Here is a 24,141-nt window from a genome sequence, read left to right on the forward strand (position 1 = left end):
TTGGCGAGGGGGAACCCGTGCTCGGAATCGAAGGCTGCCTGGCCGAGGCCATGGCCATCCCCGGCGCGCTGGACGCGGTGCTGATCGACCAGACCGGCGGGACGGCCGTGGCGGGCGGCGGCGCGGCCCGTGAAACCGACGCGGACAGGGCCGTCGCGGGGCTCGGCGAGACCTTACGGGCGATGCTCGACGGCCTCGCCGTAAGCCTCCCCGGTGAGCCCGCTGGAATCCGTGAAGTGATCATAACCACCGACGACGGATACCATTTACTGAAACCGTTGGAAACGGTGCTCGACGGTCCGCTCGTGATTTATGTCCGTCTTGATGTACATCACGCTGATCTGGCTCTGGCGCGGCATCGTCTCCAGTCCCTGTCGGGCCACCTGACCGCCCGTGCCGAGAGCCTCACCGCCCCGCCGTCGCGGCGTGAGGAACGGCACCGGCCCGGCCCACGGGGGTACTTCGGCGCGGCCGGACCACCGTGCCCGCCTGCCACGGGACCTCCCGCCGGGACCCCCGGGGGAACCGTGACGGCGGGCGACCCCGCCGACGTCGACCTGCTCATCCGGCTGAGGAACGCGCTGAGGGCACTCGCCTGAGCCTGGTCCGACGCCTTCGAGGACGCCCATGAAACCGCGGACGCTGAAGCGGACCAGAAGGAGGGTGCCGGTGGAAATCCGCGACGAGGTACGCCAGGAGATGACCCGGCTACGTGAGCGGATACCCGATGTGGACGGAAGCGTCGTGTGCGGCGCGGACGGCCTGACGATAGCCAGTGACCTGGACGGCGGTTTCGCCGAGCAGACCGGCGCCCTCTCCTCGGCGCTGCTGGCCCTCAGCCGCCGGATGGCGGACATGACGGGCAAGGGAGCCTTCGAGGAGACACTGGTCTCCGCGTCCGGCGGCTACGCGCTCCTCTACACCGCGGGCCCGAAGGTCGTCCTCACGATCCTCGCCCGTCCGGGGTCCAACCTCGGGCTGCTGCGGCTTGAGGGGCGCAGGACGGCGGAGAACCTGGCCGCCATCACCTCCCGCGCCCGGACGCCTCGGTGACCGGAGCACCGAGGACGACGACCGCCAGGGACCACACGCCGCCGAGAAGAGACCGAGGATCCGGCCCGCGGGCCGTACGGCACGGCCTGTGAACACAGAACGAGGGCGGGCACCTGTGCGGGGTGCCCGCCCTCGTCTTTCCTGAGGGGGTCTCGGACTCCGAGGGGGATCGGAGGAGGGGTCCCGGGAGAGGAACGGGACCTTCGGGGATCTCAGGAAGCGGGGATCCGAAGGGGGTCGGGGGTCTTCGGGGGATTTTTCAGGGGGTCGGGGGATGTTTCGCGATGAGTGCTTACGGCCGCGGCGCGTCGGCCAGGGCGGTCTGCGGCGGCGTGGCCGGGTTGTGGTCCATGAGCTTCCAGGCTCCGCTGGAGAAGGCCACGGGGTAGTTCTTCTTGCCGACGCCGTCGCCCCACTTGGTGATGACGTACTCGACCTTGATGTGCCCCTGGCCGTCGACGCCGTCCACGCCCAGCGTGTCGGAGTTGAAGCTGCCGCCGGTCAGGTCGGCGAAGGTCTTGGCGTCGAGGTCGATCATGACGCCGCTGCTCGACGGCACGCCGGGGCCGCGGTCGCCGACGAAGAACTTGGCCTTCTTGCCGTTGTAGAGGACGTAGCCCTCGGTGAACAGCGGCCAGCTCGGGCTGGCGATCATGCCCTTCTGCATGGGCTTGCCGCTCGCGGGCAGACCGGTGTCACCGGCGCGGCCGGAGGAGTCGTCCCAGAAGTAGGAGGCCTTGGTCGAGCCCTTGAGCAGGACGGGCTCAGCGGCGGCCGAGGTGGCGGTGGTTCCGGTGCCGGTGTCGGCTGCGGCGGGCAGCGCGGAGACGACACCCGCGGAGGTCAGGACGCTCGCTCCCAGAAGAGTGGCGGCGAGCAGACGATGGCGCAGGGCAGCGGAGAAACGCATGAAGACAGGGCTCTTTCACGAGGGAACAGGACAGCCGCTCGTGCCGGGCCGAAGACGTTCGGCGATCAGTGGGGCACGGGGCGTGAGCGCTCACAGGGAAGAGAGGCCGCACCAGGAAACAGGCGGGCGTACACGGAGCGCGGTGCGAGGCGGGGGTGCCGCGGTCAGGCGCGGCGGAAGTCTCAGTCGATCCGCGCGAAGGCGGTGCGTGCCGGTGGGTAGGCGACGACGTGATCCATGAGGGGATCTCCTCTCCATCTCGTCTACCGGGTTAGCTGACGGGTTCGGGCGGTGGAGTTGCCCTACCGCCGCGCTGACGCGGCGGATTCACCCCAAAAGGTGGGTCCCCGGTTCCCGTCGCCCTCGGGAGGCTTCGGGATTCGACGTCGACCGACCGCTCCTTCTCGTGAGGGGCAAGTCACCGGTCGAGAACAACTAGGACACTACCCACCACAAACGGACAAAGCAAAGCAAAAGCCATGAAAAGCCCAGAAGATCTACCTTCAACCCCCAAGAAAGGGACATTGGCCGGGTCTTGACCCCACTCCGCCCATGGCGTTAAGTTCGGTGAAACTGTTAGGAAACTTACCTAATAATTAACCCGCAATCATGGGCCTGACCTGCATGTTCTCCGCCCTTACACCCCCCAGGAGAAGCCCTTCATGAACAATCGGAAGCTTGGTGCGATCGCCGCCGCGGCGGCCGTACCCGTCCTGCTCTCGACGGTCATGGCCGGTTCGGCGTCCGCCCATGGATCGATGGGAACGCCCGTCAGCCGGGTCTACGCCTGCTATCTGGAGAATCCGGAGTCGCCCGACACCCCGGCCTGCAAGGCCGCCGTCGGCAAGTGGGACACCCAGCCGCTCTACGACTGGGACGAGTTGAACATCGGCACCGCCAACGGAAAGCACAGGGAGATCATCCCTGACGGGCAGCTGTGCAGCGCCGGACGCGCCAAGTACCGGGCCTACGACGCGGCCCGCACCGACTGGCCCTCCACGGCCATGCCGACCGGCGGCGGCGCCTACACCTTCCGCTACCCCTACACCGCCGACCACCCCGGCACCTTCGAGATCTACATCACGAAGGACGGCTTCGACCCGCTCCAGCCGCTGAAGTGGTCGGACCTGGACTCCACCCTGCTGGCGAAGGTCAGGAACCCGACCAAGGCCAACGGCGAGTACGTCATCCAGGGCCAGCTGCCCCCGAAGACCGGCCGCCACATCATCTACTCGATCTGGCAGCGCTCGGACAGCGCCGAGGCGTTCTACACCTGCTCCGACGTGACCTTCGGCACCGTGTCGACCCCGACCCCGACCGCCACGGCGACCGCGACGGCGACGCCCACGGTGACGCCGACGCTCACCCCGACCCCCACTCCGACCCCCACCCCCACGGTGACCCCCACTGTGACCCCCACGGTGACCCCCACCGTCATCCCGACGACCCCCTCCACGACGACCCCGCCGCCGCCGAGCCCGCTGGCCTGGGAGGCGGGGGTCGCCTACCCCACGGGGTCGATGGTGCGTTACGACGGGCAGCACTACCGCTGCCTGCAGGGGCACACCTCCCTGCCCGGCTGGGAGCCCGCCAACGTCCCCGCCCTCTGGCAGCGCCTGTGACCCCGGTGCCCCCGCCGTACGGACCGTGAGGCCGTAGGGCACGCGAACCCCTCCCATCGGCTCCCGGGCGCGGGGCCGGTGGGAGGCTCGTTCTCCCGGGCGTCACGGCCGAACCCGGTAGCGTGAGCGCGTGTCACTGACCCTCGGCTGTTGCCTGGCCGCGCTGGTGACCGTCGCGGCGCTCTACGCGCTGGCCCTGTACGGCACGGCGGGAACCGCGGCGGCCGGGGCCGTCGCCGTCACCCTCGCGGTGGCGATCACGATCGGCGTCGTGAACGGAAGCCTCAGGGACGCCGCCGGCTTCGGCACGCTCACCGCGGGCGCCGCCGCCGTCGTGTGGTCCCTCGGCCGCTCCCACCGGCGGCGCAGGACGGGCCGGGCCTCGCTCGCCGCCTACCGCGCCGCCTCGGCCGCCATCCCCAGGCTGGCCGCGACCGCCGAGCGCGACCGGCTGGCCGCCGAGCTCCACGACGTGGCCGCGCACCGGCTCACCGGCATCGCGGTCGCCTCGGCCGCGGCCCTGCGGCTCGCCGATCCCGTCATGACCGCGGAGGCGACCGCCCACGCCGCCGAGGCGGGTCGTCTGGCCGTCACCGAACTCGACCGCCTGGCCCGCATCGACCGGCGCGGCGGCGAGACGACGCTGGCCGACGTCGACACCCTGGCGGGCGATCACCCCGGGGCCGACTACCGGCGCACGGCCGTCTTCGCACCGCCCGGGACCGCGGCGCTCGCCGTCCGCATCGTCAGGGAGAGCCTGACAAACGCGATGCGTTACGCCACCGGCGCCGCCGTGCACGTCCGGGTCGAGGAGAACGTCGAGGAGAACGCGGGACACCTGGTGGTCACGGTCACCGACGAGGGCGGCCCCGCCGCCGGAGGGCTCGGTACCGGGACCGGCCTGGCCTCCCTCGGCAGGGCCGTACGCGCCGTGGGAGGGACGCTGAGCGCGGGCCCCGAGGGGGCCGGATGGGCCGTCAGGGCGGCGCTCCCGCTGCCCTCCCCGGCCGCTGGGCCCACCGGGCCCGCTGCCCTCGCCGCGCCTTCCACGTCCCCTGAGGCCCCGTGGACCCTGTGGCCCCAGTGGCCCCAGTGGCCACGCCGTACGGCGGGCTGGCGGGGCGCCGCCGCGCTCGACTGGGCCCTCGTGGTGCTGGCGGTCGCGCTGCCCGCGGGGTTCGGGCTGCTGGCCACTGAGGCGCCGCGGCCGTTCGTCTCCCCCGCCTCGGGCACGCTGCTGCTGGTCCTGCTCGTCCTGCACGCCCTGACGCTGCGCGGGCGCAGGCTGGCGCCGAAGCTGAGCCTGGCCGTGGCGCAGGGGACGTTACTGGCCTGGCTGGCGTGCGACGCGGCGGGGCTGACCGTGCCGCACTCCGCCCAGCTGGTCCTCGTGTGCTGGTGGGTCGAGCTGACGCTGCTGTACACCGTCGGCGCGTACGGCTCCCGCGGCTGGCCCGCCCCGCTCGTGGTCGCCGGGCTCGCCGCCTTTCCCCTCGTCCCGGGCATGACGGGCCCTCCCCTGGCCGTCTGGGCCACGCTGAGCGTGGGGATGGCCGTGCCGACGGGGCTGGCGTGGGGGTCGGGGCTGCTGGTCGGCGGGCGCAGGCGCAGGCGGTGGCGGGCCGAGGCCCTCGACCGGGAGCGTCTCGACCGCAGGACGGCCGAGGCCGCGGGCGCCGAGCGGAACCGGATCGCCGCAGGGCTGCGCCGTACGGCGGGGGCACGGGCGCGGGCCGTGGTCGAGGCCTCGGAACAGGGACGGCTCGACCTGGTCCTCACCGAGTCCAGGGCCGGGCTCACCGCGCTCAGGGAGCTCCTCGACGAGCTTCGCGGCGGCTCCGACCCGGCGGACGACACGCCTCCCCCGGTCGTCGCCGGGATCGCGGCGCTGGCCGTCAGGCGCGGGGCCTTCGTCGAACACGAGGGACGGCGCCGTCCGCTGCCCGCGACGGTCGAGGTGGCCGCCTACCGCCTGGCCGAGGCGCTGCTGGCCGACGGCGTGACGGTGACGGTGACCTACCGCGACGACGGCCTGGTGCTTTCCGGTCCAGGAGAGGCCAGGAAGGTGCGTGCCATGGTGGACGCGGCGGGCGGTACGGTCACCGAGACGAAGGACGGGATTCGGGTATGGCTGCCGGAGGTGTTCCCAGCGTGATCCGGGTGACGGTCGCCGACGACCAGGCGGTGGTCAGGATCGGCATCACCGCGGTGCTCGACGCCGAGCCGGACATGACGGTCGTCGGCCAGGCCGCCGACGGCGAGACCGCGGTCGCGCAGGCCACGGCCCTGCGCCCGGACGTGGCGGTGCTGGACATCCGGATGCCCGGGCTCGACGGGCTGGCCGCGACGGCCAGGATCACCGCCGAGGTCCCGGCGACGCGGGTGGTGGTCCTGACCACCTTCGGCCTGGACGAGTACGTGTTCGCGGCGCTGCGCGCGGGGGCCGCGGGATTCATGCTGAAGGACGCCGACCCCGGGCGGATCATCGACGCGGTCCGGGTGGTCGCCGGGGGCGACGCGCTGCTCGACCCCGGGGTGACCCGCAGGCTGATCGACCGTTTCACCGGCCGGCCCGGCCCCGAGGAGGCCGCCAGGCTCTCCGGCCTGACCCCCCGCGAGACGGAGGTCCTCCTCCACGTGGCCCGCGGCCTGTCGAACGCCGAGATCGCGGCGGCGCTGGGCATCAGCCCGGCGACCGTCAAGGACCACGTCGCGCGGATCCTCGCCGAACTCGGGGTCCGCGACCGGGTGCAGGCCACCATCGCGGCCTACGAGGCCGGGCTGGTCCGTCCCGGGGCGCGGTGACCCCCCGCCGCGCGGCGGGGTGGGAAACGGTTCTCCGGCAGGACGATCACCGGGAGTGACGTTCCTAGCGTGAGATCCATGACAGACCCATCCCCTTCCCTTCCCGCCTCCCGGAGGCGGCTCCTGCGGCGCCTGGCCGGAGGCCTGCTGCTCGTGGTCACCGCCCTGGCCGCCTCCGCCGCCGGCGTGGCCGCCTTCCTCGGCACGGCCGCCGCCACCGCGTCGGTCCCGGCGCTGTGCGCGGCGGGCCTGGTCACGCTCGTGATCGTCGCGTTCCTGCTCGGCCTGCCCTGCCTCGCCCTGTACGGCGCGCGCCGCCGTACGGTCGCCTCCGCCGTGTTCGCGGCCGTGGTCGCCGTCGTGGTCGCGGGGACCGCCGCCGTCACGGCGTTCCGGCCGCTGCCCGTGATCGCCCACGGCCCCGCCCCCGCCGGCATCGGGTTCTGGGACCTGCCGACCGGCTCCAGGATCGCCTACGTCTCCCTCAAGGCCGCCAAGCCCCGCCCCACCCCGGTGATCTTCCTGCACGGCGGTCCCGGCACCCCGGACGAGGGGCTTCCCGACAGCGGCGCGGAGCTGGCCGCGCTGGGCTTCGACGTCTACTCCTACGACCAGCTCGGGGCGGGCAGGTCGACCCGGCTCGCCGACGTCTCCGGCTACACCGTCGCCCGGCACGTCGCCGACCTCGACGCGATCAGGAAGACCATCGGCGCGGAACGGGTGATCCTGGTCGGGGAGTCGTGGGGCGGCTCGCTCACCGCCCAGTACATGGCCGCCCACCCGGACAACGTGGCCAAGGCGGTCTTCGTCTCGCCGGGACCGATCTGGGAGGGCGCCTTCCCCGACGGGAACTACGGCAGCCCCTGGGACCGGGTCGCCCCGCAGGACCGTGCGCGTTTCGACGCGCTGAACGAGGAGCCGAGGGTGCTGGCCCTGTTCACGCTGATGGGGATCAACCCTCAGGCGGCGCACGCGCTGGTTCCCGACGCCGAGGCCGACTCCCACCTGCACCGGCTCGCGCTCGCCGGCAAGGACGGGACCGGGTGCACGGCGGGCCCGCCCGCCAAGCCGCACGACAACCCACAGGGTTTCTACGTCAACCAGGTCACCAACGCCGACTTCGCCGGGATCGCCGACCCCAGGCCCGCGCTGCGTCAGGTACGGGTGCCCTCGCTCATCATGCGGGGCGAGTGCGACTACGTCATCTGGCCGGTGACCCGCGACTACCGGCGCACGCTGCCTGAGTCGAGGCTGGTCTACGTACGGGGCGCGGGTCACGCCGTCGAGCGGGGGCAGCCGAAGGTGTACCGCTCGCTGCTGCTGGACTTCCTGCTCGACCGGCCGCTCGCGCTGCCCGACCATTCCTCGGCGCAGCCGCCGAAGTGACCCGGGCGCCCCGGACGGTCAGTCCCACCAGAACGACCAGGCGTTCCTCCCCGTGATCCGCTCGGCGTAGTCGATCAGCGTGCCCGAGCTGTAGGTGACGCTGTCCGGGCAGAACGTCCAGTGCTCCGCGGCGACGTGCAGGGCGTGCTCGGGGGTGACGGGGGGCGCGGCGACGCTGAGGTCCAGGGTGTTGAACCCCAGGCCGACGACCCTGGCCCCGAACCTGTCCTCCCAGCTGCGCAGGACGGCGGCCAGCGGGACCATCCACTCGTTGTGGTTGAGCGCGCCCTGCCAGCCCATGACGGCCAGCACGTCCGCGCCCCGCTCCGCGGCCACCAGGCCGAGCGGGGCCCTGCGCTCGGCGACCAGCCCGGCGTACCAGTCGGCGACCACGTCGGGATCGGCGATGAGGCTGCCCGCGGGGGCGGGTCCCGGACACTGCGGGCCGTAGGGGGCCAGCAGGTCAAGCTGGTCGGCGCGGGCCCGTTCCACCCAGTCCGACCACACCTCGGCCATGAACGCGTCCGCGCGGTAGTTGTCGATCTCGGCCGCGGCGTCGGGGGCGATCTGCCCGGCCGACCACGGCTGTACGGAGTCCTCAAGCAGCACCGGCCACAGTCCCGAGTGCTCGTGTTCGGCCCGCAGCCTGATCCACAGGTCGGCGGAGACCGCCTCGTCACTGAGCCAGAAGGCCGGGAGATGGTCCAGCGAGAACTGCGAGTAGTCGGGGTCGGGCCACACCAAGTCTCCCGGGGGCAACTCGGCCGCGATGCTGCGTCCCTGCCCGCCGTCGGCGAACAGTTGGCCCAGCAGCGGCGGAAGTTGCCCACGCTCGCAATCGCTCATCCCCACCGATCCGATCCTGACCACGGACCAATTTTGGCGCGTCAGGCGTGCCGAGCGACAGTTATCCCCCTCACCGACGGTAAACGCCCAGTACAGGGCTCATTGGACGGGCGCCCCGCCCCCTCGCGCAGGCGCCTGCGCGTGACGAAAGGGGACGGGGCGCGTGACGGACAGGAAAGCGTTACGGGTGGACGGCGGGCCCCTCACCGACGCCGAACCCGGCGATCACCGCCTCACGATCGGCCCTGCTCATCGGCCAGCCGGGCGCGTCGGGACGGCTCTGCCACGGTTTCGGCCCCTCCTGCGGCCGGTACTCGACCCCCAGCGCGTCGAGCCTGGCCGTGTGGACCTCCAGCCGCCCGGCGAACTCCTCGTACGGCGTGCGCTCCGCCGCCCACACGACCTCGGCGAACGCGCACAGCCTGGGGAAGACCATGTAGTCGACGGCCCTGGTGTCCTCCATGTGCTCGGTCCAGACGTTGCACTGGGCGCCGATCACCAGGGGACGGTCCCGCTCGTCCATGTCGGCGGGGACGGGGTCGAAGGCGTGGACGTCCCGCAGGGTGAGCGGCGGCCCGACCGGGATGGGCTCGTCGGGCGACTCCGACTGCCGATAATCCAGATAGACCGACATGTCAGGACAGGCGACCACCCGGTGACCGGCCCGGGCCGCCACCGTCGTCGCCTTGGGCCCGCGCCAGGCCGCCACCGTCGTCCCCGGCGTCGCACCGCCCTCCAGGATCTCGTCCCACGCGTACGGCGTGCGCCCTGCGGCGGCGACGTGCTCCGCGACGGCCCCGATGAAGGCGGCGCGCGCGGCCGGGTCCCCCGGGCACTCGTCCCCGCCGATGCCGATGTGGGAGGAGGGGAAGAGCTCCATGACCTCGTCCAGGACGTCACGGCAGAACTCCAGGGCCGCCGGCGAGGTCACGTCGAGGATGTCCTCGGAGACCCCCCATCCGGTACGGACCTCCGTGGGCCGCAGCCCCAGCTCCGGATAGGCCGCGACGACGGCCTGGGTGTGGCCGGGCAGGTCGATCTCGGGGACCACGGTGACGAACCTCTCGGCCGCGTAGGCGACGATCTCCCGCACGTCGTCGGCGGTGTAGAAGCCGCCGTGCGGGCGTCCGACGACGGTCTCGTGCTGGCGGGAACCGAGCATGCTCGCCGGGCGCCAGCCGCCGACCGAGGTCAGGCGGGGATACTTGGCGATCTCAAGACGCCATCCCTGGTCGTCGGTCAGGTGCAGGTGGAGCACGTTCAGCCGGTGCAGGGCCAGCAGGTCGACGAAGCGCAGCAGGTCGGCCTTGGGCATGAAGTGCCTGGCGACGTCCAGCATGCAGCCGCGCCAGCCGTACGCCGGACGGTCCTCGATCTCGACGGCGGGGGCGGTCATCGGCGCGCCCGCGACGGGGGCGCGGCGCAGCGCGGCGGGCGGCAGCAGCTGCCGGAACACCTGGGCGCCGTTGAAGACCCCGGCCGCGTCTCCGCCGGTGATCCACACGCCGGAGGAGGTGACCCGCAGACGGTACGCCTCGGCCCCCAGGTCCGGGTCGAGGGCCAGGGTGAGGCGCCCCTGCTCCGGCCCCTCCGGCGGCAACAGCGCGCAGCCGGTCGGCGGGCCGAGCGTGGCGCGCAGCCAGGCGGCGACCGACGCCAGCTCCCGAGGGGCGTCGAGCGCCGTCGCCGGGACCAGGGTGAAGGCGCCCGAGCTCGGTCTGACCGTGGACGGTCGCGGAAGGAGGCCGTGGGCGTTCAATCCTTCACCGCCCCGCCGAGCCCGGCCACCAGCCTGCGCTGGACGGCCACGAAGAAGATCAGCACGGGAATTGTCATCAGCGTCGAGGCCGCCATGATTCCCCCCCAGTCGTTCTCGTCGGGTTTGAAGAAGACCAGCAGGGCCGCGGGCAGGGTCTGGTTGCCCGTGGCCGAGATGATGAAGGTCCTGGCGAAGACGAAGTCGTTCCAGGCCGCGATGAAGGAGAACACGCTGGTCGCCACCAGACCCGGCGCGACCAGCGGGAACAGGATGCGCCACAGCACGACGGGCCTGCTCGCCCCGTCGATCATCGCGGCCTCCTCAAGGGACTCGGGGACCGCGGCGACGAAGCCCCGCATCATCCAGACCGCGAACGGCAGGCTGAAGGCCAGGTGTACCAGGACGAGCGAGCCCAGCGTGTTGAGGCCGACACCGGGCACCGCCGTACCCAGGTCGCGGATCAGGAAGAACAGCGGGATGGTCAGCGCCTCGACGGGCACCATCTGCGCGATCAGGAACATGATCAGCACCGTGGTGCGGAACCTGAAGCGGAACCGGGTCACCGCGACGGCGGCCAGGAAGGCCACCACGCCGGAGAGCACGACGACGGACATGGCGACGACGAGACTGTTGAGGAAGTAGCGGCCGAAGTTCTCCCCGCCGAGCACCCGCTGGAAGTTCTCCAGGGTCGGTGCCAGGGTCCACGGACGCACCTGGAGCGACTGGATCTCCCCCGCCGGCTTCACCGCCGACAGGACCATCCAGTAGATCGGGAAGAAGGTGACGAACGCCGCGACCACCGCCACGACGTTGGCGACCAGGCGGGATCTGCTCACAGCTTCTCCCCGTTGCGGTGGATGGCGCGGATGTAGAACAGGGTGACCACCAGCAGGATCAGCGTCATGACCACGCCGATCGCCGAGCCGAGGCCGTACTCGGAGGAGCCGAAGGCCGTCTGGTAGGCGTAGACGTTGAGCACCGAGTTCTGGCCCGCGATGCCGCCCCCGTTGGTCATCACGTAGATCTGCGTGAAGATCTTGAAGTCCCAGATGATCGACTGGATGACGACGATCGTGATCAGCGGCCGCAGCATCGGCACGATGATCCGCCAGAAGGACTGCCAGACCGAGGCTCCGTCGAGCGAGGCCGCTTCGAGCACCGAGCCGGGGATGGCCTGGATGCCCGCGTAGAGGGTCACCATGACGAAGGGGAAGGAGTGCCAGACCACGGTGACGCCGACGACGCCGAAGGTGACCCACCGGTCGTAGAACCAGTTGAAGCCCTCGATGCCGAGGACCTGGTTGACCAGCCCCAGGTCGGCGTCGAACAGGAACATCCAGACGGTCGAGCCGGTCATCGCGGGCGCCGCCCACGCGGCCATCGCGGCCAGCGAGAGCAGCAGGCGGGGCACCCTGCCCGCCCTGGTGAGCACCACGGCCAGCGCCGCGCCGACCGCGAGCGTCGAGACCACCAGCGCCGCGGCGAACACCAGCGTCTGCCCGAGCACCGACCAGAAACGGCCGTCCGCGGCGAGGAGGGCGTAGTTGCCCAGCCCCACGAACCGGGTCGGCTGCCCACCGCTGACCTGGGCCTGCCGGTAGTCGAAGACCGACAGCAGGCCGAGCATGTAGAGCGGGTAGCCGAACAGCGGCACCAGCACCGCGGCGGACGGCAGCAGGTAGAGCCAAGGCCGCAGGCGGCCACCCCCGCGGGCCCGGAGTCCCGGGCCCGCGGGTGCCTTCGGCGTCTTGGACGCCCCCGGTGCCACGGTCGCGGTGGTCGCCGAGGTCATGACCGGCCGAAGGCGGTCTTCACCGCCGCGGCGGCCTCGTCGGTCGCCTGCTCGACGGTGGCCTGCTTGGTGGCGATCTTCTGGAGCATGGTCGGGATGACCTTCTGGTTGTCGATCTTCACCCAGGCCGGGTCGATCGGCACGAAGCGGGTGCCCGCGGCGACGGTGTCGAGGAACGGCTTGAGGAAGGAGTCCTTGGCCGCCAGCTCGTCACGCGCCGAGGTCAGGGTCGGCAGGTTGCCCATGGCCTCGTACATCTTGGTCTGGTAGGCCTTGCCGCCGAGCAACTGCAGGAACTTCACCGCCAGCGTGCGGTGCTGACTGTTCTTCATGACGCCGAGGTTGTTGCCGCCGGAGAAGGCCGGGGCGAGGGTGCCCGCCTTCGAACCGGGCAGCGGGATCACGGCATACTTGCCCGCCGCGGCGCCCGCGTCGACCGCCGCGCGGTTGAAGTTGCCGAGGATGCCCATGGCCGCCTTGCCGCTGGCGAACAGCTCGACGGTCTTGCCGCCGGTCAGGCTCGCACAGGCCTGCGGCGGGCAGACGTCGTCGCTGAGCAGGTCGGTGTAGGCCTTGACGCCCGCGCGGGACTCGGGGCCGGCGAGGTTCTCGATGTCGCCGCCGGCGTCCCAGACGAACGGCATGGCGCCGAAGGTGTACTCGCCGCCGACGGCGATGCCGTACAGGTCCGGCTTCTTCTTGCGGATCTCCCGGGCGGTCTCGGTCAGCTCGCCCAGGGTCGCCGGGGGCTTGAGGCCGAGCTCCTCGAAGACGTCGGTGCGGTAGTAGAGGGCGCGGATGCCGATGTACCACGGCAGCCCGTAGACCTTGCCGTCCACGGTCGCGGACTTCAGCAGGTCCGCGCCGACGTCCTTGCCCTCGGACCAGGCGGACAGGTCGGGGCCCAGGTCGGAGAAGCCGCCGGCGGCGGCGTACTCGGCCAGGTCGGTGTTGCCGTACTCGGCGACGTCGGGCGCGCTCGCCGGGTCGTTGAAGGCGCCCTTGAACTTCTCGTGTCTGGCGGGGGTCGTCGGGATGTAGGCGACCTCGACCTTCACACCCGCGTTGGCGGCGGTGAACTCCTTGATCGCCTCACCGACGACCTTCTCCTTGGGGGCGCGGTTGGGCTCGTCGAACAGCCACACCCGCAGGGTCCCGGACTTCTCGTCACCCCCGCTCGCGGCCGGGGCGGTCGACGGCGCGCACGCGGCCAGGGCCAGCAGGGCCACACCCGCGGCGGCCCAGTTCAGGATCTTCACAGGTCTCTCCTCCCGTTGGCGGCAGACCCTAAGAAGGGGGCGCCTGTCATCGGAAGAGGGGAATGTCCTTTGTTCTGCATTGCAGAACCTTGTGTCGCAAACTGGAAAGAAGACTTCCAATTCCCATAGTTTGTGGTTCGTGCCCGACTCAGCCTGATGACCACACGTGAGGGCGTGATGAACGAACCTGCGCCGGAACGCAACCAGTCAGCCTCGCTGCGGCGAGCCCTGGCGGTGCTGGAACACGTCCGTGACCACGCGGGGGCGGGCCAGGGACTCTCACTCACCCGGCTCGCCGAGGCCACCGGCCTGTCCAAGAGCACGGTGCTCCGGCTGACCCTCCCGCTCATCGAGACCAGGCTGCTCGACCGGGACCGCAAGACCGGCGCCTACCGGCTCGGGCACGGCTCGCTCCACCTGGGGCAGGCCTACCTGTCCACGCTCGACCTGCGGACCGTCGCCGCCGAGGAGTCGCACCGGCTGATGACCGAGGTCAAGGAGACCGTCCACCTCGTGGTCTACGACCCTCCCGAGGTGGTCTACATCGACAAGGTCGAGAACGAGGCCACCGTGCGGATGGCCTCACGGATCGGCAGCAGGGCGCCCGTCTACCGCACCGCCGTCGGCAAGGCCATCCTCGCCTGGCAGCAGGACGAGGACGTCGAACGGGTCGTGGCCGCCGGGATGCCGCGGATGACCCGCCACACCATCGTGGACGCCGACCGCCTGCGCACCGAACTCGGCCGCATCCGGCAGCGGGGCTACGCCGTCGACGACCGCGAGAACGAGCCCGAGGTGCGCTGCGTCGCGGCGCCGATCTTCAACCACGCCGACAGCGTGACCTCGGCCATCTCCATCTCCGGGCTCACCTCACGGATCACCGCCGTCCGGGTCCGCGATCTGGGACCGTTGGTCGCGGAGACGGCGCTGCGCATCTCCAGGAAGCTGGGATCCACCCGCTGACCGTTCACAGACCGGGCCCGGCGTCGGGGGGGACGCCGGGCCCGTGGAGGCAGGGGACCGCCTCCACCCGCATGTCCGACGAGACCAAAAGGACCAACCTTTGATGATCGACCTGGTGACGCTCGGGGAGAGCATGGCGCTGTTCACCGCACGCCGTACCGGGCTGCTCCGGCACGCCCGCGACTTCGGCCTCGGTGTGGGTGGCGCCGAGTCGAACCTGGCGATCGGCGTCAGCCGCATGGGCCGCCGCGCGGCCTGGTTCGGCCGGGTGGGAGCCGACGAGTTCGGGGAGCTGCTGCGCTCGACACTGGCCGGCGAGGGAGTGGACGTCCGGGGGATGACCGTCGACCCCGAGGCGCCGACGGGTCTGATGGTCAAGAGCAAGCGGACCGCCGAGCTGGTCGACGTGCGCTACTACCGCTCGGGCAGCGCCGGCTCCCGGCTCCGCCCGGACGACCTCGACCTGCCGACGTTGCGCTCCGCCCGGGTGCTGCACGTCACCGGCATCACCCTCGCGATCTCCGCCTCCGCCGCCGAGACCGTGCGCGCCGCGGTCTCCGAGGCCCGCGCCGCCGGGGTGACGGTCTCGCTCGACGTCAACTACCGCCGCGCCCTGTGGAGCCCCACCGAGGCCTCGGCCGCCCTGCGGGACGTCGTGGCCTCCACCGACGTCCTGTTCGCCACCGAGGCCGAGGGCGGCCTCCTCGCCGAGGGTGACGACCCGGTCCGCCTCGCCAAGTCCCTGTCCGCCCTCGGCCCCCGCCACGTGCTCGTCAAACGCGGCCCGCTCGGCGCCGTCGAACTGTCCGACGGGGTGCTGCGGCACGCCGAGCCGTACCGGGTGACCGAGCTCGACCCGGTCGGGGCGGGCGACGCCTTCGCCGCGGCCTGGCTCGCCGAGACCATGGAGGAGGCCGACCCGGAGCGGCGCCTGGCCACCGCCTGCGCGGCCGGGGCGTTCGCGGTCACCTCGGAGGGCGACTGGGAGAGTCTCCCCCGCCGCCGCGACCTCGCCCTGCTCTCTCCCTCTGACGCCGTCAGCCGCTGACCGTCCGAGGCGCCCGCCCCCTGACCCGCCGACGGTTCCGTGGGACGCTTGGCACGCGAACAAGATCCGATCTGGAGGACGTGAATGAGCGGCATCAGAGACGACTTCCTGTCCGCGGCGCGTTCCGCCGCCGCCCTGCTGCGTGACCCCGCGGTCACCGCGGCGTGGGACGAGCCGAGCGCGCTGCCGGAGTTCGGCGTCGGCGCCCTGGCCGGGCACATGGTCAACCAGATCCTGCTCGTCCCCCGGCTCCTTGAGGACCCCGTGCCCGAGGAGCCGGTCGTCTCCCTCGTCGATCACTACGGCCGCTCCCTGTGGGTGGACGCGGGCCTCGACGACGAGGTCAACGTCACCATCCGCCTGGGCGGTGAGCAGATCGCGGCCGAGGGCCCGCGGGCGCTGGCGGAGCACGTCGACTCGGTCGTCGAGGAGCTGGCCGTACGACTGCCCTCCGCCCCGGAGCGACCGGTGCGCTTCCCGTGGTGGGGGCCGTGGTCGCTGACGTTCGACGACGCGCTGGTCACCAGGACGGTCGAACTGGTCGTCCACTCCGACGACCTGGCGGTCAGCGTGGGCGTCCCGACGCCGTCGCTGCCGGAGAGCGTCGTGGACAGGGTGATCGTCCTGCTGTCCACGGTGGCCGCGCGACGGCACGGCCCGACCGCCGTCCTGCGCGCCCTCAGCCGCGCCGAACGCGCCCCGTCGAACATCACCGCCTTCTGACCCGCCTCCCGGGCCGTCCTGTCCAGGAGGGGCTTTCCAGGCTCTTCCCGGTGCCTTCTCAGGCCGCCTTCCCGGGCGTCTCCTGGCGCCTTCCTGGCGCGTCGTCCAGGTGACCGCCGACGTCTCCCCGGATGCCTTCCTGGCTCTTCCCGGACGCCTGTCCGGGAGCCTCCCAGGTGCCCTGTCCGGGCGCCGTCCCGGGTGCCCTCACCGGTGCCCGGGACGGCGCCGGTCACCGGGACGCGGGGAGCCTGCCGAGGGCACGGGCGAGGACGGTGGCGGTCTCGGCGACGACCTTCTCCTCGTACGGCGCCCCGGAGGCACGCCGGGTGGTGTAGACGGCCATGACCAGGGGCGCGGCCGACCCGGAGGGCCGGACGACGGCGATGTCGTCAGCGGCGCCGTAGGCGGAGCCGGAGCCGGTCTTGTCCCCGACGACCCAGCCCTTGGGCAGCCCGGCGCGGATGCGCGCCCCGCCGGTCCTGTTCGCCCGCAGCCAGCCCTCCAGCCTCGCCCTGTCCTCGGCGACGAGCGCGTCCCCGAGGACGACCGCCCGCAGGTCACCCGCCACGGCCGCCGGAGTGGTGGTGTCCCTTCTCTCGCCGGGACTCCAGTCGTTGAGCTCGCTCTCCCAGCGGTCCAGGCGGGAGACCGGGTCTCCCAGCGCGCGGAGATATCCCGTCAGCCCGGCGGGGCCGCCGATCTGCCTCAGCAGCAGGTTGCCCGCCGTGTTGTCGCTGCGGGTGACGGCCGCCTCGCACAGCCCGGCGACGGTCAGCCCGTCCTTCACGTGCTTCTCGGTGACCGGGGAGTTCGGCTTCAGGTCACCGCGCCGCCAGTGAACGACGCGCTCCATCAGCCCGGGACTCGTGGTGCGGGCCTTGTGCAGTACGGCCGCCGCCGCCAGCGCCTTGAAGGTGGACAGCAACGGGAAACGTTCGCCGGCCCGGTAGGCGATCGTCCTTCCGGTGCCCGTGTCGAGGGCGTAGGCGCCGATACGGCCTCCGAAGGACCTCTCCAGCGCGCGCAGTCTCCGATGGGCGTCGGCCTCGGCGGGCGGGCGTGCCACCGAGACGCGCGCCACGTGCCCGCCGGCGGCGGTGCCCTGGCCGTACGCGGTGCCGAGGCCGTACCCGGTGACCTGGGCCTGCGCGGTGCTCAGGCCGTACGGGAGGGTGCCGGCCAGGAACGCGAGCACGGGGGCGGTCGTCCTCAGGGCCGCGGTGAGGCGGCTGGAGCGGTTGCGCATTCCTCATTCTCACCCCCGCCCGGCGCCGGGGCCCGGCACGGGGCGGAGCCCCCCAGGTGACGACGGCGTGTCGCCCCCTGCGTCGCTCCCGGGCGAAGGACATGCCGTTCCGGGTCACCCCTCCGCGCGCCGCACGGCCTCCGCGGCGTTGATCAGACCGATGTGGCTGAAGGCCTGGGGGAAGTTGCCGATGGGCTCCCCGGTCACCGAGTCGACCTCCTCGGCGAGCAGGCCGACGTCGTTGGCGTACGACGCCGCGGTCTCGAACGTCCGCCTGGCCGGGCCGCTCCGGCCCGCCATGGCCTGGGCGTGGGCCAGCCAGAACGTGCACAGCAGGAACGTCCCCTCGTCCCCGGGCAGTCCGTCGGCCGCCTGGTAGCGGCGCACCAGACCGTGCCCGTCGGTCAGCCGGGTGGCGACGGCGTCGACGGTCGCGCACACCCTGGGGTCGTCGCCGGGCAGGAAGCCGACCATGGGCAGCATGAGCGCGGCGGCGTCCAGGTCCCGTGAGCCGAAGGCCTGGGTGAAGGCCCCCACCTCCGGGTTCCAGCCGTGCGTCAGGATCTCCTCGCGGATGCGCTCCCCGGTCTCCTTCCAGGCGGCGACGCGTTCGTCCGCCCCCAGGAGCGGGGCCAGGGACACGGCCCTGTCCATGGCGACCCAGCACATCAGCTTGGAGTGCAGGTAGTGCCGCTCGGGGCCGCGCACCTCCCACAGCCCCTGGTCGGGTTCCTGCCAGCGGCGGGCCGCCGTCTCCGCGACGCCGACGAGGAAGGCGCGGGTCAGCGGGTCGGGCCGGCGCGCGTTCCGGTGGAGCAGACCGGCCGCGTCGAGCAGTTCGCCGTAGACGTCGATCTGGCGCTGCCGCCAGGCGTCGTTGCCGACCCGCACCGGGGCGCTGCCGCGCCAGCCGGTCAGGTGGGGCAACGACCGTTCGCTCAGGTCGCGTTCGCCGCCGACGCCGTACATGATCTGCAGATCGGCGCCCTGGTCCAGCTGGGTGGCCGAGGCGCGGGCGAGGAAGGTGAAGAACTCCGCCTCCTCGACGTCGCACGTCGCGGTCGCGAGCGCCTGAAGGGTGAAGCTGGTGTCACGGACCCAGGTGTAGCGGTAGTCCCAGTTGCGCTCCCCACCGATGCTCTCCGGCAGGGAGGTGGTCGCCGCGGCGACGATGGCGCCGGTCGGGGCGAAGGTCAGGGCGCGCAGCACCCGCCCGCTCCGGTCGACCTCCCGCTCCCACGGCCCCCGGTAGCCCAGGTGCGTGTCCGACCAGGAGCGCCATCCGGCGACGGTGTCCGCGATACGGCGGTGGATCCGCTCCTGGCTCCTGCGCGGCGGGTCCGGCGCCCAGCCCGAACTGGCCTGCAACGCCATGCCCAGGCGCTCACCCGCCTCAAGCGTCACGGTGCCGTGCGCGGTCGAGCCGCTCACCCGCAACGGCACCGGGAGCGACAGCGTCAGGACGTTGGCGCCGCCCCGCGCGACCAGGCCGCCGGGCACGGACTCCATCAACGGCTGGACGAGCCCGAACTCGGGGCGGGGCGCGTACTCCACCTCAAGCGTCATCCGTCCCTCGACGCACGTCGCCTCGCGCAGCAGCAGGCCCGGCGACCCGGTGCCCAGCGCGTGCCCGCGCTCCCCCTGGCCGAGGGCGAGCGCGTCGCGCAGGACCACGGTCCCGTCCCGGCCGCGGAAGGTGGTCTCAAGCACCAGGCTGTGGTCCAGGTATCCGCGCTCGACCCCGACGGGGCAGGCGGGCCGTACGGACCAGTGTCCCGCGTCCTCGTCGAGGAGCCTGGCGAAGAGGGCCGGGCTGTCGAAACGGGGCAGGCACAGCCAGTCGATCGAGCCGTCCGAGGTGACGAGGGCCGCCGAACGGCAGTCGGACAGCATGGCGTGATCGCTGATCGGTCGTGTGCTCAAGGACGTGCACCTCGCCAACCGCCGGTGAGGATCATGGGTCACGCATCCCGGGCCCGGCACACCCCATTTGCCGCAAGCTCCCCTTTTTCTGGATATACCCCCAGGTGGAGAGGTCAAGCCGTACCGGCGGCCGGCAGGCCCCGTACGAACCGAGCCGGGTGCCCTGTCCGCTTCAGGACAGGAGGATGTCTGATTTACGACAACACACCTGGCGGTTCCCCTGCATCGTTGGCAGAGCCGAGGCCCCGCAGGAGGCTCCACAGGAGGTTCGCCATGGAGAAGTACGGCGCGCTGCTCACCGTCGACGCCGAGAAGTTCAGCAGGAACCGGGACGTCGACCTTCCCCACCTCCACATGGAGATCCGCCGCGCCCTCGCCTCCGCCTGTACGGCCTGCGGTCTGGCCGAGATCTGGGGGTCCGCCCGGTTCAAGGAGAGCACCGGGGACGGAATCCTCGCCGTCCTGCCCGGTGAGGCCCTTCCCGCGCTCGTCGATCCCTTCCCCGCCCGGCTTCAGGAGGCCCTGGCCGCCGCCGCGCCGGAGCTGCGGGCCAGAGGGCTGAGGTTACGGCTGCGCGCCGCCCTGCACGCGGGCCTCGTGGACGACGAACGGGAGGAGGCCCCCGGCGTCGCGGCCGCCACCGTCACCGTCTGCCGCCTCTGCGACAGCGAACCCCTCCGGGACGCCATCAAGGGGAGCGACCCCGACGTCACCTTCGCCGCGTTCCTGCTGTCGGACCGGGTCTTCCGCGACTACGTCGCCGGAGGCCGTACGGCGTTGCGAGAGAGCCAGTTCACGGAGGTCCGGGTCCGGATGGACGACAAGCAGTTCTCCGAGACCGCCTATCTGCGCGTTCCCGTACCGTCCGCCGTCGCCACACCGCTCCCCGAGACCGGTGCTCCCGCCCGGAGCGACGGAATCTCGGTCAACGGGGTGACGATCAACGGGCGGGGATCAAGAAACGCCTTCGGCAACACGGTGAACGGCGACTTCAGGATGGGCTGAACATGACCACGATCGAGGACGTCACGATCACCGGAGACGGCTCCCAGAACGTCTTCGGGAACACCGTCGCGCGGGACCTCATCCTCAACCAGCTCACCATCGTGCGCGGCCGTCCCGCGATGGTGCTGTCCGAGGACGAGGTCGCCGAACGGGTCAGGGCCTACATCCCCGCCTTCAACCACGGCCGGATCGTCGAGATCCTCGCGGCGGACCACGTCATCGCGCTGGCGGGCCCGGAGGGGGCGGGCGTGGTCACCACGGCCATCGCGGCGCTGCGGCGACTTGACCCGGCCCTGCGCATCCGGTTCTTCTCCACCGGGGAGGACGACGTCGAGGAGGCCGCCGCGGCGTCCACGCCCTGCGGATACCTGATCCGCGCCCGCGACGAGGAACCCTCGCGGCTGCGGTCCTTCCTGGCCGCGGTGCGCGCGTCGAACGGGTTCGCCGTCGTCGTCGGCACGGCGGCCGAACATCGGCACCTCACCGAGTTCCTGACCTCGGTCACCGTCGAACCGCCGCCCGCCAACGCCGTCTACCGCAGCCACCTCGCCCGCCGGGGCCTGTTCGACTCCCCCTGGCAGGACTGGTCCGGGGGAACCCGGCTGCTGTGGGGAGCCTCCCCCGGCGACGCCGCCCGGCTGGCCAAGATCGTTTATGAGGTGAGCCGCAGGGGCGGCGACGAGCACGAGGTCGAACGCGCCTACCTCGGCTGGGCCGAGGAGCTGCGCAAGTGGTTCGGCTCCCACCCCGGCCTGCTGGACCAGACCCTGATGATCGCCGCGGCGACGATCACCCCCGCCGACGAGACCCAGGTGTACGGCGCCGCCTCGTCCCTGGCCAGGCACCTGGAGATCACCCTGGCGGGAGGCGGCCTCGCCTGGACCCCGACCACCGGCCTGAGCGAACTGCTCGACGCCGAACGCGACGAGGACCAGATCGTCTTCCGCCGGTACGGCTACGCCGAGTCGCTCCTGCCCCACGTCTTCGCCGAGTACCCCCTGGCCAGGATGGAACTGCTCTCCTGGCTGGCCAAACTGCCGACCGACACCGTCCTCGCCCTCGAAAGAACGCTCGGCCACCGGCTCGTCAGGACGTTCGCCGACCTCGCGGCCAGATACAACAAGTACGAGAAGATCACCCAGATGGCGCGGGCCTGGGCCACCGGATCGGCCACCGACCTGGCCTACATCGCGCTCACCCAGACCTGCCTGCACCCCCTCGTCGGCGGCCGGGTGCGGACCAAGCTCTACGAGTGGTCACGGGAACGTCAGGCGCCCCAGAGCCTGAAACTCACCGTCGTGCAGGTCTGCGAGATCCTCGGCCAGACCCACCTGTCGATCGCCATGACCCGGCTCAAGCACCTGGCGACCCACGGCGACGAGCGGGTCAGGCTTGAGGTCCTCGACGTGGCCCGCGCCCTGGCCGACCTCGACCCGGCGGCGGTCTTCTCGACGGCGCTGAAGTGGGCCGCGAGCACGGCCCAGGGATCCGGCGCGGACATGATCGGCAGGCTCGACGTCGCCATGCGTCTCCTGCTCGACCTGCTCCCCTCCTTCGGAGGCCCCGAACTCCGTCAGGTCCTGGAGACCGTCGACCACCTGGTCACGAACGGCACCCCCCAGCTCCGCTCCCGCCTGCTGGGCTGGGCCAGGGAACTGGCCGCCGGCTACCCGGTCCACGTCCTCATCCTGGCGCTGTCCCTCACCAGGAACGACATCCCCTCCGTCCGGCAGCGGACGACCTTCGGCACCGATCTCTTCCTGACCCTGACCGTCTCCCTGGACTTCGAGGAGCACTCGTCGGTGCTGGAGATGTCCGGTCCCGTCGACCCGACGTCCTGCACCCTCGCCTGGCGTGCCGCCTTCGCCTCCACCCGGGAGTTCCCCCACTTCGGTGAGGCCCTGCGTGTCTGGCTGGATACCGCGGCCGCCCGCGAGGACCTGCGTACCGCGCTGGTCTCCGCCCTCACCGACGCCGCCCACCCCAGCCCGGCCTCCCGTCAGCTCCTGACGGACGTGGTCCGTTCCTGGGCCGCCGCGGGACCCGGCCGCCGTACGGTCAGGGAGGCGATCCTCACCCGCGTCCTGTTACCCGAGTGGCGACGCTGGCTCCTGCTCGCCTGGGTACGACTACGCCCCACGATCCTCTGACCGTCCTGTGCGGGTTGTCCCGCTGAGACCGTTTCACCGGGACGCCCTGTTCGTCAGGACCATTTCACCGGTGCTGCGCCGCCGGACCTTTTGTCGGGGGCGGCTGCCACACTGCGGGGATGGCGACATGGCAGCAGTTCGAGCGTGAGGCCGGTGAGCTGGCCTCGGTGGTGAGGGCCCGGTTCGAGGCGAGCAAGAGTCACGTCCTCGCGACCCTGCGCAGGGACGGCTCCCCCAGGGTGAGCGGCAGCGAGGTCGACTTCCAGGGGCCCGACCTGTCGTTCGGCTCGATGCTCGGCGCGGTCAAGGCCCTGGACCTGCGACGCGACGGCCGGTGCGCGATCCACGCCCACCCGCACGACGACGGCGACGCCAAAATCGCCGGGGTCGCGATCGAGATCACCGACCCCGGCGAGAAGCTCGCCTACACCACGGGCGACGAGCCTCCCGGCGACTTCCACGCTTTCCGCCTCGACCTCCACGAGGCCGTCCTCACCTCGGTCGAAGGCGACGAGATCGTCATCCGCCTCTGGCGCCCCGGCCAACCGGTACGAACCATCCGCCGCGGATGACCGAAAGGCGGCCAGGGCCTGTTTTATGGATCTTCACCACGGCGAGGATCCGCAGAGCAAGCCCAGTGGGGATCGGAGTGGTCTCGGCCTTCATCATTGGTGCAGGGCCGCCGCGTCATCAGGTGCTGAGAGAGCTCCAGCCGGTGATGCAGTCCTTTGCCCAGGCGGTGAGGCGTTCTGGAAAGCCTTCGGCGGGGAACGTGCCGTCCTGGGCAACGTCGTGGATGGTGACGCTGAAGGCTGTGGGCGGCGGGATGAGGGTGACCGGTGCGCCGAAGGCGGCTTCAGAGGGTTGGGCGTCGCGGTGGCTGTTGGCGCGGCGGGTGTGCTCGGTGAGCCGGGTGACGGCGGTGAGCCCTCCGTCGAGGTAGGTGTGCAGGATCGTCCAGGGACGGGTTGGAGCGGCCCCGAGCAGGCGGCTGGGATGTTGGAGCAGGAAACAGGACACCGTGACACCGTGCAGAGAGCCCCAGGGTGGGAGCCGAGAGTGGTCGAGTGCGAGCACGATCTCGAAGAGTTCCTGACACGGGTGAGGCCGAGTGGGTGCTCCGCATTCGGGGCAGCGGGTCACGGGTACCTCCTGTTCTCACCGGGTGAGCGTAGGTGTTCGGCGCACCTCTTGCCGGTCCTGGCCGAGGTCTGATCGATGAACGGCCGCCGACATCGGGCACATTGTTTGACTCTTGCGAACCCGTCGTCCAGGACCACCAGCTTCGCCAAAGTGAAAGCGGCTTGCGCCGGCACGCTTGAGGACTCGTAGCGCAGCCGCCAGCAGCCCTTTTCCGGGACCAGGACCGCGGACCCTTGGGCCAGGTGTTCGTTGAGAACCTCGGTCACGGCGTGCTCATCGGGGAGCAGGGCTACCAGTTCGCCAAGCGACGAGACGGCCAGCGCCCGCTCAGCGTTGATCAGGACGTGGCTCCAGGCTTCACATCGTCTGGCAGACATGCCCCTCCTGTATGACGAAGTCATCGATGTCAAGCAATGCGCTGCGAGGCTAGGGGCTCCCCTCGCCGGAAGGTCAAGCGAGCCGTCGGCGAGCAGAGGCTCTCAGCCGACCTCGGGGATGTCGAGCA

General features: G+C 71.7%; 22 protein-coding genes and 1 riboswitch. Of the genes, 12 read left to right on the forward strand and 10 right to left on the reverse strand.

The window, feature by feature from the left end; translation table 11 throughout:
- The first annotated feature begins 17 nt into the window (after positions 1-17).
- Positions 18-599 (forward strand): hypothetical protein, encoded by a 582-nt coding sequence (locus ACFYY8_RS20135; protein WP_390042916.1) that lies wholly within the window; start codon positions 18-20, stop codon positions 597-599.
- A 70-nt stretch (positions 600-669) separates the two neighbouring features.
- On the forward strand, positions 670-1,053 hold the full coding sequence (locus ACFYY8_RS20140; protein ID WP_390042918.1) for a roadblock/LC7 domain-containing protein: 384 nt from the start codon (positions 670-672) through the stop codon (positions 1,051-1,053).
- Positions 1,054-1,345: 292 nt separating this feature from the next.
- Here ACFYY8_RS20140 and ACFYY8_RS20145 read toward each other — a convergent pair whose 3' ends face one another.
- Positions 1,346-1,963 (reverse strand): hypothetical protein, encoded by a 618-nt coding sequence (locus ACFYY8_RS20145; protein ID WP_390042920.1) that lies wholly within the window; start codon positions 1,961-1,963, stop codon positions 1,346-1,348.
- A 245-nt stretch (positions 1,964-2,208) separates the two neighbouring features.
- Positions 2,209-2,359, reverse strand: a riboswitch (cyclic di-AMP (ydaO/yuaA leader).
- 266 nt (positions 2,360-2,625) lie between these two features.
- Here ACFYY8_RS20145 and ACFYY8_RS20150 point away from each other — a divergent pair.
- The 4 genes from ACFYY8_RS20150 (at position 2,626) to ACFYY8_RS20165 (ending at position 7,776) form a co-directional block, all read left to right on the forward strand.
- Positions 2,626-3,585, forward strand: coding sequence for a lytic polysaccharide monooxygenase (locus tag ACFYY8_RS20150; protein ID WP_390042922.1), 960 nt, complete (start codon positions 2,626-2,628; stop codon positions 3,583-3,585).
- Positions 3,586-3,715: 130 nt separating this feature from the next.
- A complete protein-coding gene (locus ACFYY8_RS20155) occupies positions 3,716-5,740 on the forward strand; it encodes an ATP-binding protein (RefSeq protein ID WP_390042924.1) in 2,025 nt (674 codons plus the stop codon).
- Entirely contained in the window at positions 5,737-6,390 is a 654-nt protein-coding gene (locus tag ACFYY8_RS20160; protein WP_352010482.1) for a response regulator transcription factor, read from the forward strand. Before ACFYY8_RS20155 ends, ACFYY8_RS20160 begins: the two co-directional genes overlap by 4 nt.
- Before the next feature lie 78 nt (positions 6,391-6,468).
- Positions 6,469-7,776, forward strand: coding sequence for an alpha/beta fold hydrolase (locus ACFYY8_RS20165; protein ID WP_390042927.1), 1,308 nt, complete (start codon positions 6,469-6,471; stop codon positions 7,774-7,776).
- 18 nt (positions 7,777-7,794) lie between these two features.
- Here the strand turns inward: ACFYY8_RS20165 and ACFYY8_RS20170 are convergent, their stop codons facing one another.
- The 5 genes from ACFYY8_RS20170 to ACFYY8_RS20190 all read right to left on the reverse strand — a co-directional run bounded on the left by ACFYY8_RS20170 (position 7,795) and on the right by ACFYY8_RS20190 (position 13,432).
- Entirely contained in the window at positions 7,795-8,622 is an 828-nt protein-coding gene (locus ACFYY8_RS20170) for a DUF4253 domain-containing protein (protein WP_390043098.1), read from the reverse strand.
- 181 nt (positions 8,623-8,803) lie between these two features.
- Positions 8,804-10,381, reverse strand: coding sequence for a beta-N-acetylhexosaminidase (locus tag ACFYY8_RS20175; RefSeq protein WP_390042929.1), 1,578 nt, complete (start codon positions 10,379-10,381; stop codon positions 8,804-8,806).
- Complete coding sequence (locus tag ACFYY8_RS20180) at positions 10,378-11,217, reverse strand: carbohydrate ABC transporter permease (RefSeq protein WP_352010479.1); 840 nt, start codon at positions 11,215-11,217, stop codon at positions 10,378-10,380. Before ACFYY8_RS20180 ends, ACFYY8_RS20175 begins: the two co-directional genes overlap by 4 nt.
- Entirely contained in the window at positions 11,214-12,173 is a 960-nt protein-coding gene (locus ACFYY8_RS20185) for a carbohydrate ABC transporter permease (protein WP_390042932.1), read from the reverse strand. Before ACFYY8_RS20185 ends, ACFYY8_RS20180 begins: the two co-directional genes overlap by 4 nt.
- Positions 12,170-13,432 carry an extracellular solute-binding protein gene (locus ACFYY8_RS20190; protein WP_390042934.1) on the reverse strand — a complete coding sequence of 421 codons (1,263 nt, stop codon included), beginning with the start codon at positions 13,430-13,432 and terminating at the stop codon, positions 12,170-12,172. The genes ACFYY8_RS20185 and ACFYY8_RS20190 overlap by 4 nt, the downstream gene beginning before the upstream one ends.
- A gap of 156 nt (positions 13,433-13,588) precedes the next feature.
- Here ACFYY8_RS20190 and ACFYY8_RS20195 point away from each other — a divergent pair, with 156 nt between their 5' ends.
- The 3 genes from ACFYY8_RS20195 (at position 13,589) to ACFYY8_RS20205 (ending at position 16,166) form a co-directional block, all read left to right on the forward strand.
- Positions 13,589-14,395, forward strand: coding sequence for an IclR family transcriptional regulator (locus ACFYY8_RS20195; protein ID WP_352010476.1), 807 nt, complete (start codon positions 13,589-13,591; stop codon positions 14,393-14,395).
- Positions 14,396-14,498: 103 nt separating this feature from the next.
- Complete coding sequence (locus tag ACFYY8_RS20200) at positions 14,499-15,443, forward strand: sugar kinase (protein ID WP_390042937.1); 945 nt, start codon at positions 14,499-14,501, stop codon at positions 15,441-15,443.
- Positions 15,444-15,527: 84 nt separating this feature from the next.
- Complete coding sequence (locus ACFYY8_RS20205; RefSeq protein ID WP_390042939.1) at positions 15,528-16,166, forward strand: maleylpyruvate isomerase N-terminal domain-containing protein; 639 nt, start codon at positions 15,528-15,530, stop codon at positions 16,164-16,166.
- Between the two features lie 232 nt (positions 16,167-16,398).
- Here the strand turns inward: ACFYY8_RS20205 and bla are convergent, their stop codons facing one another.
- Complete coding sequence (gene bla / locus ACFYY8_RS20210) at positions 16,399-17,415, reverse strand: class A beta-lactamase (RefSeq protein ID WP_390042942.1); 1,017 nt, start codon at positions 17,413-17,415, stop codon at positions 16,399-16,401.
- A 114-nt stretch (positions 17,416-17,529) separates the two neighbouring features.
- Positions 17,530-19,338: a glycoside hydrolase family 15 protein gene (locus tag ACFYY8_RS20215; RefSeq protein ID WP_390042944.1), complete on the reverse strand. Its 1,809-nt coding sequence runs from the start codon at positions 19,336-19,338 to the stop codon at positions 17,530-17,532.
- A 273-nt stretch (positions 19,339-19,611) separates the two neighbouring features.
- Here ACFYY8_RS20215 and ACFYY8_RS20220 point away from each other — a divergent pair, with 273 nt between their 5' ends.
- The 3 genes from ACFYY8_RS20220 to ACFYY8_RS20230 all read left to right on the forward strand — a co-directional run bounded on the left by ACFYY8_RS20220 (position 19,612) and on the right by ACFYY8_RS20230 (position 23,065).
- Entirely contained in the window at positions 19,612-20,343 is a 732-nt protein-coding gene (locus ACFYY8_RS20220) for a hypothetical protein (protein ID WP_390042946.1), read from the forward strand.
- Between the two features lie 2 nt (positions 20,344-20,345).
- A complete protein-coding gene (locus ACFYY8_RS20225) occupies positions 20,346-22,493 on the forward strand; it encodes a hypothetical protein (protein ID WP_390042949.1) in 2,148 nt (715 codons plus the stop codon).
- Between the two features lie 119 nt (positions 22,494-22,612).
- Positions 22,613-23,065, forward strand: a complete 453-nt coding sequence (locus ACFYY8_RS20230; protein ID WP_390042951.1) for a pyridoxamine 5'-phosphate oxidase family protein — start codon at positions 22,613-22,615, stop codon at positions 23,063-23,065.
- Between the two features lie 118 nt (positions 23,066-23,183).
- Here the strand turns inward: ACFYY8_RS20230 and ACFYY8_RS20235 are convergent, their stop codons facing one another.
- Positions 23,184-23,636: a DUF5946 family protein gene (locus ACFYY8_RS20235; protein WP_390042953.1), complete on the reverse strand. Its 453-nt coding sequence runs from the start codon at positions 23,634-23,636 to the stop codon at positions 23,184-23,186.
- Complete coding sequence (locus tag ACFYY8_RS20240) at positions 23,633-24,013, reverse strand: hypothetical protein (protein ID WP_390042955.1); 381 nt, start codon at positions 24,011-24,013, stop codon at positions 23,633-23,635. Before ACFYY8_RS20240 ends, ACFYY8_RS20235 begins: the two co-directional genes overlap by 4 nt.
- Positions 24,014-24,141: the final 128 nt, after the last annotated feature.

The organism is Streptosporangium sp. NPDC001559 (assembly GCF_042893955.1).
GTDB lineage: Bacteria > Actinomycetota > Actinomycetes > Streptosporangiales > Streptosporangiaceae > Streptosporangium.